Annotated in this window: 17 protein-coding genes; 10 read left to right on the top strand and 7 right to left on the bottom strand. The window is 70.3% G+C overall.

The window, feature by feature from the left end:
* Positions 1 to 53: 53 nt before the first annotated feature.
* Genes V6U90_RS03450 through V6U90_RS03460 form a run of 3 tightly spaced genes read right to left on the bottom strand, consistent with a single transcriptional unit; the run spans position 54 to position 2,090 of the window.
* Positions 54 to 362, bottom strand: a complete 309-nt coding sequence (locus V6U90_RS03450; protein ID WP_334431059.1) for a cupin — start codon at positions 360 to 362, stop codon at positions 54 to 56.
* Positions 362 to 1,309, bottom strand: coding sequence for an LLM class F420-dependent oxidoreductase (locus V6U90_RS03455; protein WP_334431060.1), 948 nt, complete (start codon positions 1,307 to 1,309; stop codon positions 362 to 364). Before V6U90_RS03455 ends, V6U90_RS03450 begins: the two co-directional genes overlap by 1 nt.
* Before the next feature lies 1 nt (position 1,310).
* Positions 1,311 to 2,090, bottom strand: coding sequence for an ABC transporter ATP-binding protein (locus V6U90_RS03460; protein ID WP_334431061.1), 780 nt, complete (start codon positions 2,088 to 2,090; stop codon positions 1,311 to 1,313).
* 273 nt (positions 2,091 to 2,363) lie between these two features.
* On the opposite strand from V6U90_RS03460, the gene V6U90_RS03465 reads away from it, so the two are divergent.
* Together V6U90_RS03465 and V6U90_RS03470 are read left to right on the top strand one after the other, a co-directional pair.
* Positions 2,364 to 3,386 (top strand): ABC transporter substrate-binding protein, encoded by a 1,023-nt coding sequence (locus V6U90_RS03465; protein WP_334431183.1) that lies wholly within the window; start codon positions 2,364 to 2,366, stop codon positions 3,384 to 3,386.
* 96 nt (positions 3,387 to 3,482) lie between these two features.
* Entirely contained in the window at positions 3,483 to 4,334 is an 852-nt protein-coding gene (locus V6U90_RS03470; RefSeq protein ID WP_334431062.1) for an ABC transporter permease, read from the top strand.
* Positions 4,335 to 4,465: 131 nt separating this feature from the next.
* Here the strand turns inward: V6U90_RS03470 and V6U90_RS03475 are convergent, their stop codons facing one another.
* Positions 4,466 to 5,638: an ABC transporter substrate-binding protein gene (locus V6U90_RS03475; RefSeq protein WP_334431063.1), complete on the bottom strand. Its 1,173-nt coding sequence runs from the start codon at positions 5,636 to 5,638 to the stop codon at positions 4,466 to 4,468.
* Positions 5,639 to 6,087: 449 nt separating this feature from the next.
* Here V6U90_RS03475 and V6U90_RS03480 point away from each other — a divergent pair, with 449 nt between their 5' ends.
* The 5 genes from V6U90_RS03480 to V6U90_RS03500 all read left to right on the top strand — a co-directional run bounded on the left by V6U90_RS03480 (position 6,088) and on the right by V6U90_RS03500 (position 11,629).
* Complete coding sequence (locus V6U90_RS03480) at positions 6,088 to 9,453, top strand: sensor histidine kinase (protein WP_334431064.1); 3,366 nt, start codon at positions 6,088 to 6,090, stop codon at positions 9,451 to 9,453.
* Positions 9,450 to 9,857: a roadblock/LC7 domain-containing protein gene (locus V6U90_RS03485; RefSeq protein ID WP_208810919.1), complete on the top strand. Its 408-nt coding sequence runs from the start codon at positions 9,450 to 9,452 to the stop codon at positions 9,855 to 9,857. Before V6U90_RS03480 ends, V6U90_RS03485 begins: the two co-directional genes overlap by 4 nt.
* Before the next feature lie 68 nt (positions 9,858 to 9,925).
* Positions 9,926 to 10,306: a DUF742 domain-containing protein gene (locus V6U90_RS03490; RefSeq protein ID WP_334431065.1), complete on the top strand. Its 381-nt coding sequence runs from the start codon at positions 9,926 to 9,928 to the stop codon at positions 10,304 to 10,306.
* A complete protein-coding gene (locus V6U90_RS03495; RefSeq protein ID WP_208810921.1) occupies positions 10,287 to 10,910 on the top strand; it encodes a GTP-binding protein in 624 nt (207 codons plus the stop codon). The genes V6U90_RS03490 and V6U90_RS03495 overlap by 20 nt, the downstream gene beginning before the upstream one ends.
* Positions 10,911 to 11,365: 455 nt before the next feature.
* Positions 11,366 to 11,629, top strand: a complete 264-nt coding sequence (locus V6U90_RS03500) for a hypothetical protein (RefSeq protein ID WP_334431066.1) — start codon at positions 11,366 to 11,368, stop codon at positions 11,627 to 11,629.
* A 9-nt stretch (positions 11,630 to 11,638) separates the two neighbouring features.
* Here V6U90_RS03500 and V6U90_RS03505 read toward each other — a convergent pair whose 3' ends face one another.
* The 3 genes from V6U90_RS03505 to V6U90_RS03515 all read right to left on the bottom strand — a co-directional run bounded on the left by V6U90_RS03505 (position 11,639) and on the right by V6U90_RS03515 (position 13,335).
* On the bottom strand, positions 11,639 to 12,181 hold the full coding sequence (locus V6U90_RS03505; protein WP_334431067.1) for a GntR family transcriptional regulator: 543 nt from the start codon (positions 12,179 to 12,181) through the stop codon (positions 11,639 to 11,641).
* A gap of 77 nt (positions 12,182 to 12,258) precedes the next feature.
* The gene (locus V6U90_RS03510; RefSeq protein ID WP_334431068.1) at positions 12,259 to 12,462 is read right to left on the bottom strand and encodes a DUF397 domain-containing protein; all 204 of its coding nucleotides are present in this window, start codon (positions 12,460 to 12,462) and stop codon (positions 12,259 to 12,261) included.
* Positions 12,463 to 12,477: 15 nt separating this feature from the next.
* Complete coding sequence (locus V6U90_RS03515; RefSeq protein WP_334431069.1) at positions 12,478 to 13,335, bottom strand: helix-turn-helix domain-containing protein; 858 nt, start codon at positions 13,333 to 13,335, stop codon at positions 12,478 to 12,480.
* Between the two features lie 229 nt (positions 13,336 to 13,564).
* Between V6U90_RS03515 and V6U90_RS03520 the strand changes: the two genes are divergently transcribed.
* The 3 genes from V6U90_RS03520 (at position 13,565) to V6U90_RS03530 (ending at position 14,660) form a co-directional block, all read left to right on the top strand.
* Positions 13,565 to 13,687 carry a hypothetical protein gene (locus tag V6U90_RS03520; protein ID WP_334431070.1) on the top strand — a complete coding sequence of 41 codons (123 nt, stop codon included), beginning with the start codon at positions 13,565 to 13,567 and terminating at the stop codon, positions 13,685 to 13,687.
* Between the two features lie 143 nt (positions 13,688 to 13,830).
* Positions 13,831 to 14,169, top strand: a complete 339-nt coding sequence (locus V6U90_RS03525) for a hypothetical protein (RefSeq protein ID WP_334431071.1) — start codon at positions 13,831 to 13,833, stop codon at positions 14,167 to 14,169.
* Positions 14,166 to 14,660 carry a hypothetical protein gene (locus tag V6U90_RS03530; RefSeq protein ID WP_334431072.1) on the top strand — a complete coding sequence of 165 codons (495 nt, stop codon included), beginning with the start codon at positions 14,166 to 14,168 and terminating at the stop codon, positions 14,658 to 14,660. The genes V6U90_RS03525 and V6U90_RS03530 overlap by 4 nt, the downstream gene beginning before the upstream one ends.
* The last annotated feature ends 72 nt before the right edge of the window (positions 14,661 to 14,732 follow it).

Below are 14,732 nucleotides of genomic sequence, written 5' to 3' on the forward strand. Positions count from 1 at the left end.
CGGGCAGGTTACGGCCCGTCCGCACCGCCCGCCACCCTTGGCTGACCCACCGCTCAAAGCAGCTCGACCAGCCGGGCCAGGTAGGTCGTGTCGCCGACGTTGGTGAGCATGTGCACGGCGCCGGGGTCACGGTAGACGACCCCGCCGGTCGGCTCGTCCGCGTCGATCCGGGTTCCATCGATGGTCTGTACGACGTTCTTCGCGCCCTGGACCGCGATCACCAGGTAGGGGTGCTCGTGCCGGTGCAGCGGCTGCTGCCCGCCCGGTTCGAGCCGGATGTGCCACACCCGGACCCGGTCGTTCTCGTAGACGATCTCCTGGCCGACCGGGCCGAGTTCCAGATCGACGGACAACTCGCTCATCACACCCCCGCCAGTTGGGGGAGCACGTCGCTGGCGATCAGCTCCAGGTGGTCGAGATCGGCGAGGTCGATCAGCCGCAGGTGAACCCGGGTGGTGCCGACCGTAGCGAACTCGCCGATCCGGTCGACGAGCTGGGTGGGCGAGCCGATCACCGGGTCCTCGGGTGGCAGGGCGCTGCGGACGTGCAGCGGTGCCGCCCGCCGCTGCGCCTCGGCGTCGCTGCGGCCGATGGCCACCACGATCCCGGCGGAGAGGGTCAGCGGCGTACGACCGCTCCCGGTCCGGCCGAACCGGTCCGCGGCCTCGGTCACCCGGTCGTACGCCTGCGCCGTCTCGGCCACACCCTTGAACGGCATGTTGAACTCGTCCGCGAAGCGGGCGGCCAGTTCCGGGGTGCGCTTCGGGCCACGACCGCCCACGATGATCGGCGGTCCGGGCACCTGCACCGGTTTCGGCAGCGCGGGCGCGTCGACCAGCCGGTAGTGCGCGCCGGTGAAGCTGAAGCCCGCCCCGGCTGGGGTACGCCACAGCCCGGTGATGATCTCAAGCTGCTCGGCCAGCCGGTCGAATCGTTCCTGCACGGGTGGGAACGGGATGCCGTACGACGTGTGCTCCCGCTCGTACCAGCCGGCGCCGATGCCCAGCTCGACCCGGCCGCCGCTCATCTGGTCCACCTGGGCGACCAGCATGGCGAGTGGGCCGGGCAGCCGGAAGGTGGCCGAGGTGACCAGGGTGCCCAGTCGGATCCGGGAGGTTTCCCGGGCCAGGGCGGCCAGCGTCAGCCAGGCGTCGGTGGGGCCGGGCAGCCCCGGGTCGTCCCCCATCGACTGGTAGTGGTCGGCGCGGAGGAAACCCTCGAAGCCGCCGTCCTCGGCGGCGCGGGCGAACCGGAGCTGGTCGTCGTAGCTGGCGCCGCGGTGCGGCTCGGTGAAGACGCAGACCCGCACGTCACAAGCTTCCGGTACCGACGGGCGCGTCCCGCTCCATCAGCAGCTCGTGCAGGTCGGCGCTGCACCGGGCCACCTCTTCCAGGTGTGCGTTGCGCCCGAGGGTACGTGGTCGGGGGATGTCGATGTCCACGATCTGGCGGATCCGGCCGGGGCGGGGGCTGAGTACGACCACCCGGTCGGCGAGCAGCACCGCCTCGTCGATGGAGTGGGTGACGAAGACGATGGTGGACTCGTTCTCCATGTGCACCCGCTGCAACTCGCCGGAGAGTTCCTCCCGGGTCAGCGCGTCGAGGGCGGAGAACGGCTCGTCCATCAGCATCACCCGGGGCTGCCCGATCAGCGACCGGCACAGCGACACCCGCTGCTGCATACCGCCGGACAGCTCGTGCGGCAGCCGCTTCTCGAAGCCGGCCAGCCCGGCCAGCTCCAGCAACTGGACCGCCCGGTCCCGGTGGTCGGCCTTGCGCCAGCCGAAGATCTCCACCGGGAGCAGCACATTGTCCAGTACGGACCGCCAGGGCAGCAGGGCCGGACGCTGGAAGAGCATCGCGATGTCCTGCCGGGACCCGGCCACCCGCTTACCCGCGACGGTGATCTCCCCACCGGTGACCGGCAGCAGACCGGCGATCAGCCGCAGCAGGGTGGACTTACCGCACCCGGAGCGCCCCAGGATCGCGACGAACTCGCCCTCGGCAACGTCCAGGTCGATCCCGCGCAGGGCCTCCACGGTGCCCGAACGTCCGGTGAACGTCCTGGACACGCCCGATAGTCGGATCATCCGGGGGCTCTCCATCCACAGGCGATCTACAGATCCGGCCAGGTTAACCGGAACGTGAATCGGGGTTGCCTACGGGTGCCCATGCAAAGTTGTTTCCGTTCCGCAACCCAACACGCCTTGTGTCGCAAACGTGATCTTCTCGTACGCTGTGCCCGCGAAGGATTCCACACAGTGGCGGTGCCGGGTTCCCACCCCTCTCCTCCGGCACCGTCCTGATTCGACGAACCCCTCCGTAGGCGCGCAGCCCGCGGTCGGAAAGGACAAAAGGTGCAAATTAACAGGCTCACCCGCACGATCGCCGCCGCGACCCTGGCACTGGGTCTTGCGTTCGTGGCGGGTTGCAGCAGTGACTCGGATAGCGGGGACAAGGGCGGCGATGGCGGCCTGGAAAAGGTGACGTACCTCACCTCCTTTGGCAACTTCGGCCGTGACTCGTACGCCTGGGTGGCGAAGGAGAAGGGCTTCTTCAAGGAAGCCGGCTTCGATGTGGAGATCCAGGCCGGACAGGGTACCGGCACGGTTATCCAGAACATCGTGGCGGACAAGGCGCAGTTCGGCCCGATCGACCTCACCGGCGGTCTGCTCCAGATGGGCAACGGGCAGGCCAAGGACTTCGTCGCGGTGGCCGCCATCCAGCAGCGCACCATGGCCGCGATCGCGACCACCGAGGACAAGGGCATCACCACCCCGAAGGACCTGGAGGGCAAGAAGCTCGCCGACACGGCCAGCTCCGTGGTGCGCAACCTCTTCCCCACGTACGCCAAGCTGGCCGGCGTCGACCCGGCCAAGGTGACCTGGGTCAACGGCGACGCGACGACCCTGATGGGCACCCTCGCCTCCGGCAGTGTGGACGGCATCGGCCAGTTCGTGGTGGGTAAGCCGACCATCGAGGCGGTGACCAGGAAGAAGGCGGTCCTGCTGCCGTACAGCGACGTGATGACCGACCTCTACGGCAACGTGCTGATCACCTCGGCCAAGCTGGCCAAGGAGAAGCCGGACATGGTCAAGCGCTTCTCCGCCGCCCTGCTCAAGGGCCTGGAGTACAGCCTGACCAACCCCAAGGAGGCCGGCGAGATCCTGAAGAAGAACGTCGACGCCGCCAACCCGCTCGCCGCCGCCGCCGAACTGGAGCTGATGGCCGCGTACGTGCGGTCCAGCAACACCGGTACCGCGATCGGCACCCTGGACGCCGGCCGCGTCGCCAAGAGCATCGCGATCCTCCAGGGCGCCGGTGCACTGCCGCAGGGCATGACCCCAGAGCGGATCATCGACTTCAACCTCGCGCCGAAGGCCTGACCGGCCAATCAACCCGTACACTGCGCCCCGCCGGCTGTCCGGCGGGGCGCACCGGCTTCGGCACCGGCGACAGCCGGTCGATCCGAGGAGAATGAGATGACGCTGACCCGTACCCGACAACCGGCTGCCGCACCCACGGACCCGGCGCGGGCCTCGACCCCCGGACGGCGGGCGGCGGTCGGCCGGAGTGCCGGCAACGCGCTGCTGCCGGCGGCCGGACTGCTGGTCGCCCTGACGGCCTGGTGGCTACTCACCTCCGGGTTGGAACTGGTCCACCCGTTGGTGCTACCGACGCCCGAGGCGGTGCTGGCCGCGTTCACCGCCGCACCGGCCCGGTTGCTGGAGCACACCTGGGCCACCACCCTGGAGACGCTGATCGGTTTCCTGCTCTCCACCGTGGCGGGCGTCCTGATCGGGCTCTCGCTCGCCGCCTCCCGGGTGGTCGAGCGGATGTTCTCCCCGCTGCTGGTCGCGGTGAACGCGGTACCGAAGATTGCGCTCGGCCCGCTGCTCGTGGTGGCCCTCGGCTGGGGTCAGAAGCCGATCCTGACCATGGTGTTCCTGCTCTGCTTCTTTCCGATCGTGCTCTCCACGGCGACCGGGCTGACCTCGACCCCGGCCGACCTGGCCGAGTTGGTCCGGTCGCTGTCCGCGTCCCGGTGGCAGGCGTTCCGCAAGGTACGGCTGCCCGCCGCCCTGCCGCAGATCTTCGTCGGACTGAAGGTGGCGATGCCGCTCGCGGCGATCGGCGCGGTCATCGGCGAGTTCCAGGCCGGCGAGGGCGGCCTCGGCTATGTGATCGTGCAGACCAGCGGGGTGGGGGACAGCGCCACCGCCTGGGCGGCGATCATCCTGATCGCGCTGATGAGCATCCTGCTCTACTTCCTGCTGGTGCTGGTGGAGCGGCGGGCACTGCCGTGGGTCCGGGAGACCACCTCGGCCCGGTGAGGTCGCGCGGCCGAGGCGCGCTGAGGCGTGCGCCGCGGAGGCGAGCGTGGCTGAGGCGAGCGTGGCTGAGGCGTTAAGAAGGGCCCCTTCCTATACCGAAAACGATAGGAAGGGGCCCTTGCTTACATCTGTCAGCCGGCGAGCCGCCAGCGACCGCCCCGGGACACCAGGGTGGTCAGGGCCTGCGGCATGAGGCCCGAGTGGTTGTCCGGGGTGATCCGGATCGGACCGGAGAGGCCGTCCATCTGGGAGGTTTCGAGCACGCTGCGTACGCCGTCGCGGTCCACGCCCGTACCGGAGCGGCCCACGGCGTCCACGATGAGCTGGACCGCGTCAGCGGCGAACGAGGAGAAGCCGTAGTACCCGCCGAACCGGGCGGTGTAGTCCCGGAACCACTGCCGGCGGGCCGCCTTGGCGGGGGTGGTAGCAATCACATCATCGATGACCATCGTCTGAGTGAAGATCAGCGTGGTGTTGTTGGTCGCGTGGTGCCCGCCCCCCATGAACAGGTCACCGGCGGCGGCCGCGTCCAGGAACAACGGTCCGGTGAACTTGGCCTGCTCGGCGCCGGCGTGTACCAGCCGGGCCTGCTCGGCCGGGGTCCAGACGATCAGGGCGCCCGGGTTTTCGTCGACCAGCTTGCGGACCGGTCCGCTCAGGTCGGTGTCGGTGGCCTTGGCCGACTGTGAGCCGGTGAGCTTGATCTGGGCCTTGGCCAGTTCGGCGGTGAGGCTCTGCAGGCCCTCCCGGCCGTAGTCGTCGTCGCTGTGCAGCAGGGCGACCTTCTTGATGCGCTGCCGCTTGAGGTCGGCGGCGAGTACGGCGGCGGTGTCGGCCGCGTTCGGCGCGAGCTTGAACATGTAGCGGCGATCGACCACCGGACTGGCCACCGCGCCGGCCGGGGCCAGGGCGATGGTCGGGACCTTCCGGTCGCTGACCGTCTTGGCCGCGCCGACCGCGCAGGCGTTGCAACTGCCCATGATGACCGCGGTGACGGCGTCCTCCTCGGCGAAGTCGTCGATGTTGCGCAGCGACTCGGCCGGGTCGGAACGGTTGTCCTTGACCCTGAGGTCGATCTTCCGGGCGCCCAGCGCGCCGGACTCGTTAAGCTGCTCGACCTTGAGTTCCAGGGCGCGCTGGTACGCCCGGCCGATGGGCGCCGCAGAGCCGGAGAGCTCCAGGTCAGCGCCGATCACGATGGGGCTGGCATCCTGTTCCTCCGCGCCGAACTGGCAGCCGGTGAGCGTGGTGGCCAGGACAGCCGATGCGAGCGCCGCGATTGTCGCGGAGCGGATGGGGCTCAACTCAGTCCTCCAGATGCGCGGCGCGCGGGCGACTGCCCGGTCACCGCGGCTTGGTCCGTCCTCGGTAGAAGGACGGTAGTGGTCTGCCGTACGGTGTGCGCGAAGCCTGGAAAACCTTGCCAATGGCGGGCGCCCCGGTCAAGCGAGGACCTTGCAACGTTTCGGGATCTTCATCCCACATGCTGGCAACGACAGATGTTTGCAAACGCTCACTTTGCAGATACAAGCGAACACTCTGGGGATAATGCCCTGCTCAGGGCCTTGGGGAAATGAAGGTATTCATTGACCAGATCAATGGTTGCGTGCTGTCCAGCCGTTTCCTGCCTCACTGCGACTTCCCAAAGTCGATCCGTTCTGATGAAATCGCGCCCGTGCCGCGCGCGGCGCTGTCCGCTGCATCAGGCGCGGTTCGGCGGGTCGGGCGTGGAAGAAACGACGGAGGCGATGTCGTGAGCACCGGACCTACGACCGTGCCCGAGAGCGGCCCGCAGGAGGAGCGGAACCGGCGTAGGCGGCTACCCCGGCTCCAGGACGCCCGGATCCGGTCCAAGCTCGCGCTGATCCTGGTCGTGCCCGTTGCCGCCGTCGTCGCGCTCGCCGCCATCCGGCTCGTCGCCGTCGGTCAGGGCGCCCTCGACGCCACCCAGGTGCGTGCCCTCACCGCGCTCTCCGTCGACATTTCCGCGCTGGCCCAGGACGTCCAGAAGGAACGGATGGCCGCCGCGCAGTTCCTCGCCGGGACGCAGGCCAAGCCGGACGCGTACAACCTGGTGGTCCGCCGGACCGACGAGCGGATCACCGAGTACAACCAGGAGCGCCGGGCGCTCGGCGAGGTGCCGTCCGCCGTCCGGGACCGGCTGCGCACCATCGACGACCACCTGGCCACCCTGAACAGCACCCGTCAGGAGGTGCTGGACCGGGAGCAGATGCCGGTCGCCGAGGCGGTCCTGCGCTACGGCGTGATCCTGACCGACCTGGTCTCGTACGGCGAGTCGCTCGGCCAGCTCCCCGGTGACGACAGCCTCGCCGACGCCCGGCGCGCGGTCGCCGCATTCGCCCGGGCCAAGGCAGCGACCGCCGAGGAGGAGGCGGTGGTCTTCGCCGCGCTCTCCTCCGGTCAGCTCGACGAGGAACAGTTCTCCTCCTTCGTGGCCACCCTGACCAGTCAGCAGGAGGCACTGCTGGCCTTCGCGCTCGCCGGTGACGCGCAGCAGCAGGCCCTGGTCAACCGGACCGTCACCGGTGACGCGGTGGTACTCGCCGACCGCGTCGCCACCGACGTGACCCGCTCGGTCGGGCAGCGCACGCCACTGCTCAGCGCCCAGGACGCGGCCACCGCCATCGGCGCGGTCAACGACCTGATGCGTTGGGCCGAGATCCAGCTCCAGAACCAGCTGCTGGCCGACGCCGACCAGGCCCGCGCGGAGGTGATCCAGCAGGCCATCGTCGAGTCCGTGCTGGTCCTGCTCGTGCTGATCGTCGCCATCGTGCTGGCCGTGGTGCTGGCCCGGTCGCTCAACCACTCGCTGCGGCGGCTCCGGGAGGGTGCCCTCTCGGTGGCCAACCACGACCTGCCCGACGCGGTCGCCCGGCTGCAGAACGTCGGCAGTGTCGGCGACGGCGGTGTGGACGAGATCGTCCGGCAGGTCCGGGACCCGATCAAGCTCACCAACCGGGACGAGGTCGGGCAGGTCGCGCTCGCGTTCAACGTCGTACACCGGGAGGCGGTACGGATCGCGGCCGAGCAGGCCGCCCTGCGGACCAGCGTCTCGGCGATGTTCCTCAACCTGGCCCGGCGTAGTCAGACGCTGGTCGACCGGATGATCGGTGAGCTCGACATGATCGAGCGTGGTGAGGAGGACCCGAAGCGCCTCGCCAAGCTCTTCGAGCTCGACCACCTGGCCACCCGGATGCGCCGTAACGACGAGAACCTGCTGGTCCTTGCCGGCGCCGACTCGGCCGCACCGCGGCGGGACGACGCCCTCCTGGTCGACGTGCTGCGCGCCGCCCAGTCCGAGGTGGAGCTCTACAACCGCATCGAGTTCGGCACGGTCGACACCGACATCTCGGTCGCCGCGCACGCGGTCAACGACGTGGTACGGCTCGTCGCCGAGCTACTCGACAACGCGACCCGGTTCTCCCCGCCGACTACCACCGTGGTGGCGGACGCCCGGCGGATCCGCGACTACGTGCTCATCCAGATCGAGGACCGTGGTCTCGGGCTGACCGACGAGCAGCTCGACTCGCTCAACCGGCGGCTCGCGGCAGCCGCCACGGTGGACGTCGCCGCGTTCCGGCTGATGGGTCTGGCGGTGGTCAGCAAGCTCGCCGCCCGGTACAACATCCGGGTCGAGCTGCGCCGCAACGTCGAGGGGGGCACCGTCGCGCAGGTGACCCTGCCCAACGCGACCGTGGTACTCCCGCAGCCCCGTGGTCTGGAGCAGCCGCGGACCCGCCGTCAGCCGCTGCCGGTCGAGTCGGCCCCGGCCGGCCCGCCGTCGCCCGCGCCGGCCACCTTCACCGAGCCGATGGCACCGGCCTCCCGGACCGCCACGCTGCCCGACCAGTGGCGTACCGACACCCCCGGCACGTCGCAGTCCTGGCAGGAGCGGGTCGACTCGCGCGACAACGCGTTCACGGTGAACGCCGGATCGGCCACCGCCGGGTACCCCGCGCTGAGCGGGCCGTCCGGGCCGAACCCGCAGACCGGCCTGACCAACCCGGCCGCGCTGACGAACTTCGGCGGGCCCACCCCGTCGTCCGCCCGGACCGACGCCCGCAACGACAGCAGCGCCGGGCAGACCACTCCGAACCTGTTCGCCCCGGCCAACAGCCCGGCCCCGGGCACCGGGGTGGGCGGTCCGAGCGGGTTGACCGGCCCGACCACCCCGCTGACGACGACCGGGGACCCCAACCTCGGCTCGCCGACCATGGCGTACCCGGCGGTAGGATCGCTGCCCAAGCGTTCGCCGGGGGTGGCGACCCAGCCGCTCGTCCCGTACACCCCGCCGCCACCGCAGCCGCAGCCGCCGGCGCCGCAGCTGCCCCAGGGCGGTGGCCTGCCGGCGGGTCCGGTGGCCGGGATGGCCGCCGCCTCCGCCCCCGGGGTACGCCGTCCGGACGAGCCGGTCGAGGCACCGATCTTCCGCGAGATGGAGGCCGTCTGGTTCCGCTCGCACGGCAACGACTCGACGGCCATCTTCACCATGCCGCCGATCGAGCCGGAGAAGCCGCCGGTGCCGGCGGCCAGCCAGCCCGTCGCCGGTTACCAGCCGGGTGCCACCGTGCCCGGCGCCATGGTCACGCCGGGCCGCCCGCCGCTGCCCACCCGCTCGCCGGGTGAGTCGAGCGGAACCAACGCCCCGACCTCGTCGTACCCGGGAATGCAGGTGCCGGTACAGCCCCAGCCGCAGGCGCAGCCCCAGCCCCAGCCGACTGCTCCGGCTCCGGCGCAGCCCACCGCCGCCCCAACCCCGGAACGCGCCCCGGCGGCTGCCGGCCCGGCCGGCAACGAGGCGTGGCGTACCGCCGCCGACGAGGGCTGGGCCCGGGCCACCCGGGCCGCCGAGCCGGCCGTCACCGGGACCACCCGGTCCGGCCTGCCGAAGCGGCAGCCACAGGCCCAACTGGTACCCGGTGGAGTCGAGACCAAGGTCAACCGGGACCGCAGCCGGCGTACGCCGGACGAAGTACGGGGTCTGCTGTCGGCATACCACCGTGGGGTGCAGCGCGGCCGTTCGGCCGGCGGTGACCTCACCGGCGGCCCGACCGGCAGTGACCCGAACAGCACCTCAAACAAGGAGACGAGTCGATGAACAGGCCAGCTGTGATGCAGGACATGGGTTGGCTGCTCAGCAACTTCGCCGACAGCGTGGCCGGGATCGCACACGTGGTGGCGGTCTCCGCCGACGGGCTGCTTCTCGCCTCCTCCCGGGACCTGCCGACGGACCGGGCCGACCAGCTCGCCGCGATCGCGTCCGGCGTGGTCAGCCTGACCGACGGCGCGGCCCGCATGTTCAGCGCGGGTGGCGTGCTCCAGACCGTCATCGAGATGGACAGCGGGTACCTCTTCCTGATGTCCATCAGCGACGGCTCGTCGATGGCCGTCCTCGCGGCCCGCAGCTGCGACGTCGGTCAGGTCGGGTACGAGATGGCGCTGCTGGTCGAGCGGGTCGGGGCGGCACTCTCGCCGCTGCCGCGTGAGGCCGTGACGCGCTAGTTGTGGACACCACCGCCCGGTGATGCCCACCGCTGGCGGTAACTGCTGGAGAAGGAGGTGATCGTGTTATGGACAGACGTGACGATCCACATCGGCGTGACGATCCGCGTGGGGCGCTGGTGAGGCCGTACGCGGTCACCCGCGGCCGGACCGAACCACGCCAGGACATCGCGCTCGAAGCGGTGCTCACCGCGACCAACGCGGCGGTGGCGGAGTCCCGGTTCGCCGGGCACGACAAGCACCGCATCGCCACGATCTGTGAAGGCCGAGCCCAGTCGCTGGCGGAGATCGCTGCGTACACCCGCCTCCCGCTGGGTGTCGCCCGGGTGCTGGTCGCCGACATGGTGGCCGACAGCCTGCTGACGTTGCACAGTTCCGCTCCCGCTGAGGCGTACGAGGAGCGGATGGAACTGCTTGAGAGGGTGTTGAGTGGACTTCGCAGGCTATGACCCGGCCAGGGCGCAACGCAACCGGGGGATCACCTCCGCCAAGATCGTGGTTGCGGGCGGCTTCGGCGTGGGTAAGACGACACTCGTCGGCGCGGTCTCGGAGATCACTCCGCTGACCACCGAGGCGGTGATGACGGCCGCCGGGGTGGGCATCGACGACCCGTCCAAGGTCCCGGGCAAGGAGACCACCACGGTCGCCATGGACTTCGGCCGGATCACCATGGCCCAGGACCTGATCCTGTACCTCTTCGGTACGCCCGGACAGACCCGGTTCTGGTTCATGTGGGACGAGATCATCCGGGGTGCCGTCGGTGCCGCCGTGCTGGTCGACACCCGCCGGATCACCGACGCGTTCGCGCCGCTGGACTACTTCGAGAACCGGAAACTGCCGTACGTGGTGGCGTTGAACGCCTTCGACGGCGCACCCCGCTACGACCTGGAGGAGGTACGTGAGGCGCTGGCGATCGCGCCGCACGTACCGCTGATCATGACCGATGCGCGGCACCGCGACTCGGTCAAGCGGGTACTGGTGACCGTGGTCGAGCACGCCATGATGCGGTTGCAGGCCGAGCACGGTCGGGGCTACCCCGCCCCGGTCGGCTGACCGCGTCGCTCGTCGCGTCGTTCGTCGCCGGGTGGGGCCGACCACGAGGGGTCGGCCCCACATCGAACATGCAGTGGCCACAACGTATTCGTTGTGGCCACTTTCGTCGTATCGCCGGTTGGCCGACAGTCGTAGCGGACCTCTCGGCAGACCTCCAACTCGCCGCCTGTCGAGCTGCACCGTCTGTGCCAGCACACGAGGGCGGGCTGTCCCGCCGACCCGACACCGGCACCCGCTTCGGCCCTGATCGGCCTCGACCGCCGCTCTATGATCCACTCGGTTTCCTGGTAGTCGCGGTGTCAGCCCCGATCCGATAGTCCGACTTCCTGAAGACGGAGTGGATCGGGAGTCGCCGGGGGCGTAGGCGGGTGCGGAACCGGTACACCACCGCGATGATCCGCGAGCCGTCCGGGAGACGACGATGAGCACAGCCAGAGGCATGGCGATTCATGGTGGTGAGCGCGACACTGGGGCTCGGTTTGGTCGCCCCGGTCGGCGCGGCGCCCCGGGCGGTCGAGGTCGATCCCGGTACCCGGGCCGAGCCGTACGACCACTTCGCCGCCGAGGCCCGGCTGATCGGGTTCGTCGGCAGCAACGCGGAGAACCTGGCGGACTCGATCGCCGGTGAGGAACAGAAGGCCACGGTCACCTATCCGGCGTTCGCCGAGCAGGCCCGCCGGGACGGCTGCCCGGAGATCGCCGAGCACCGCCCACCGTGAAGATCGAGGCTAGTCGATCATCAGTTGGTACCGGAGGCGACGCCGCTCGGCCACCATTGTCATCACGCTGAACTCGATCGGCAGGCCGGCTTCCGTCCTGAGTAGCCGGGTGAGTTCGAGCACCCAGTCGCCCGCCGGCAGGGCGAGCGCCGCGCGTTCCTCCTCGGTCGGCCGGCGCGCACAGACATCCTCGCGGACATGTCGCGCCCGGTGGCCGAGTTCGGCGAGTAGGCCGACCGCCCCGCCCCGGATCTTCCGACGCTCGGCGAGCCCGGTTCCCCGGGCGATCGCCGCTGGATAGTACGAGTCGGTCAGCTCCACCGGGTGGTCATCCAGCAACATCAGTCTCCGCCGTACCACGACTGTCGCGCCATCCTCGACCCGCAGCGCCTCGGCCACCTCGGCTGGCGGCACGACCTCGGCGACATCCAGCAGCCGCTGGGTGCCGACACCACCGTGCCGGCTCGCCTCCGCACTCCACGACTCAGGCTCGCCGTCTGCTCTCGGCTGGACGTACGGCATCGACACACTGACCCAGTCGGGGTGACCCATGGTTCTCCCTCCGCCAGGGGATCGGGCGCCGCGCCGCATGGCCACCGAAGTGGGTCCGGCCGCTCCGGCACGATCGGTCAGTGCGGGTGGGTGGTGCTGTTCCTCGTTCCGTCGATGAAGGTGTGCCAGGTGGCGCGGGGAAAGGTGAGGATGGCCCCGGACCGGTCCTTGGAGTCCCGGACCGCGATGACCTCGCCGGCATCGGCGACCTCGACGCAGTCACCGTTGCCGCCACCGCTGGAGCGGGTGCTCTTGCGCCACACAACGTCTCGCAGATCCATGACCGCCAACCTCCCCTAGAGCGCGTCCCGCGCCGCAGCTATCAGCTCCTGGGAGTCCTCCACGCTCGCCGCCGCCGCGCGCAGGTAGTCGAAGGCAAGGGTAGACGCCTCGACATCCTCGGCGCTATCCACGTTGACGTCGCCGGTCAGCGACTCGACGAAGAGGGCGGCCGGATGGTCCTGGAAGGACATCAGGGTGAAGGCTCCGCTGAGGCCGGCGTGCCAGACGGTCTGCTGCCGGAGCACCTGGATGACCACGTTGTCGGGCAGGGTCAGCAGGTGGTCGAGCTGGCCCCGCAGCACGTCGGCGCCGCCGATCGGGCGGTGCAGCAGTGACTCGTCCAGCACCGCCCAGAGCCGGAGGGAACCGTCGGTGAGCCGTCGTTGACGTGCCATCCGGGCCTGGACCAGTTTGTCGATCTCGCCAGCACTGCGGCCCCGGCCGGCGGGCTCGCCGCAGAACGTGGCCCGGGCGTAGTCACCGGTCTGGATCAGGCCGTTGATCGTGCCCCAGGACCAGGTGCGCAGTTCGGTCGCCTCGGACTCGAACGCGATGTAGGCGCTCAGGCCACTCGTGATGACCTCCCGGTAGTCCTCCCACCAGCCGCGTCCGCGCGCCTCCCGGGCCAGCTTCCAGTAGCGTTCCTTGGTCGCCAGGTCGGGTAGCCCGTAGAGGTCGAGCATCAGATAGAGGTCACCCTTGCTGATCCCGGTCTGGGCCAGTTCGATCCGGGAGACCTTGCCCTGCGAGCAGCCCAGCGCCTCGGCCGCCCGCTCTGCGGAGAGCCCGGCCTCGCTCCGTAGGCGTTTCAACTCGATGCCCAACTGCCGGCCCCGCACCGTGGGTGTTCGCCGGTCGCGCTTGATGACCATCCGTCAAGTCTCAACTACGCAGGGGGCGGGATCAAGGGAGACATGTCGCAAGGTGATGCTTGCGTTACTCATGGTCATGTGATTACGTCTAGTGCGTCCAGTGTGAATGATGCACATCGGACTTTGACCTGAGCGCTGGCATCCTCAGCCAGCAAAGAACGGACCGGGGTGGGTCGGTTTGGCGGCCTCTCCCACTCCCGGTCCGGCGCGAGTCGACGGGAGCAATCGCATGGACCACGTCCCGGGGTACGACTCCCCACCTGTCTACCACCCGCCGGTCGCCCGGTACACCCGCGCCGCCGCGCGTCGGGGCGTACCCAGCCATGGCCCCTTCGATCCGGTGGTGCGCTGACCCGACAGCGCGCCACCGGCCCGAGCCGGGGCGGGCGCACGGCTGTCGCCGTACGGCAATACGGCCCCACCTGCCGCGATCCTTCCCCCGCGCGGCGTGCCGGTCGGCCGTGCGTCCGCCCCTGCCGTCCGGAGGGGGCAAGAATGACCGTCTACCGATCGAGCATCAGCCTGCGGTGGCACCGGGACGAGGCGGACGCCGACGCCGCCCGGCAGTTGCTCGCCGAGCACGTACCCGATCAGGAGACCGGTCGGTGCGTGGTCTGCCTGACCCCCGCGCCGTGCCGACCGGCGAACGCGGCGGCGAATCGCCTGGTCGACCTGGGGCGTCCGATCGTCCCGCCGGACGAGCCGGCATCCCGGCGACGAAGAGGCTGGCGGGGCTGGCTGGCCCCGCGTCGCCGGCCGATGCCGCGTAGCGCCCCGCTGCTGACCTTCGGCTGGCGGGTCCGGCTCGGCCTGCCGACCGCCACGGTGACGTGACCGGCTTCCGGCCGCCGGTCATCCGGACCGGCGACATCGTGACCGTCGACGAGGGGCGGTACTGCTACGGCCTGGGCCGGCTGACCCTGGAGGTGATCGAGGTCGGGGCCCGGGAGCGGCACACCGACGGCCTCTGGTTGAACCTGCGCGGTGTGGAGCTGCGTCCGTCCGACGGGGTGCGGCTGCGTCAGCGCCGTGTCCTGGTCCGACTGGACGCGGTCCGCATCCGGCCCGGCCGGCTGTCCCGGGCCCGCCGCGCCGGCCCACTGCCACCCGCCCCGCACCTGGCGGCCCGCCCGGCCTGGACCTGCACCGGCTGCGGTGCGCCCTGGCCCTGCCCGGTCCGCCGGGCGCGACTGCTGACCGAGTACGCCGACAGTCGGCTGACCCTGCTGGTCTACCTCGCCGGGTACCTGCTGGATGCGGCGGCCGACCTGCGGCACCTCCCAGCCGACGAGTTGTATGCCAGGTTCCTCGGCTGGGTGACCTGAAACGGACTCTGATCGTTGTAGCTGGCGTCCGTACCCGGATCCGTTTGGATATACTCGATAGTTAAGCGGTAT

It is taken from the genome of Micromonospora sp. CPCC 206060 (genome assembly GCF_036906895.1).
Lineage (GTDB): Bacteria > Actinomycetota > Actinomycetes > Mycobacteriales > Micromonosporaceae > Micromonospora.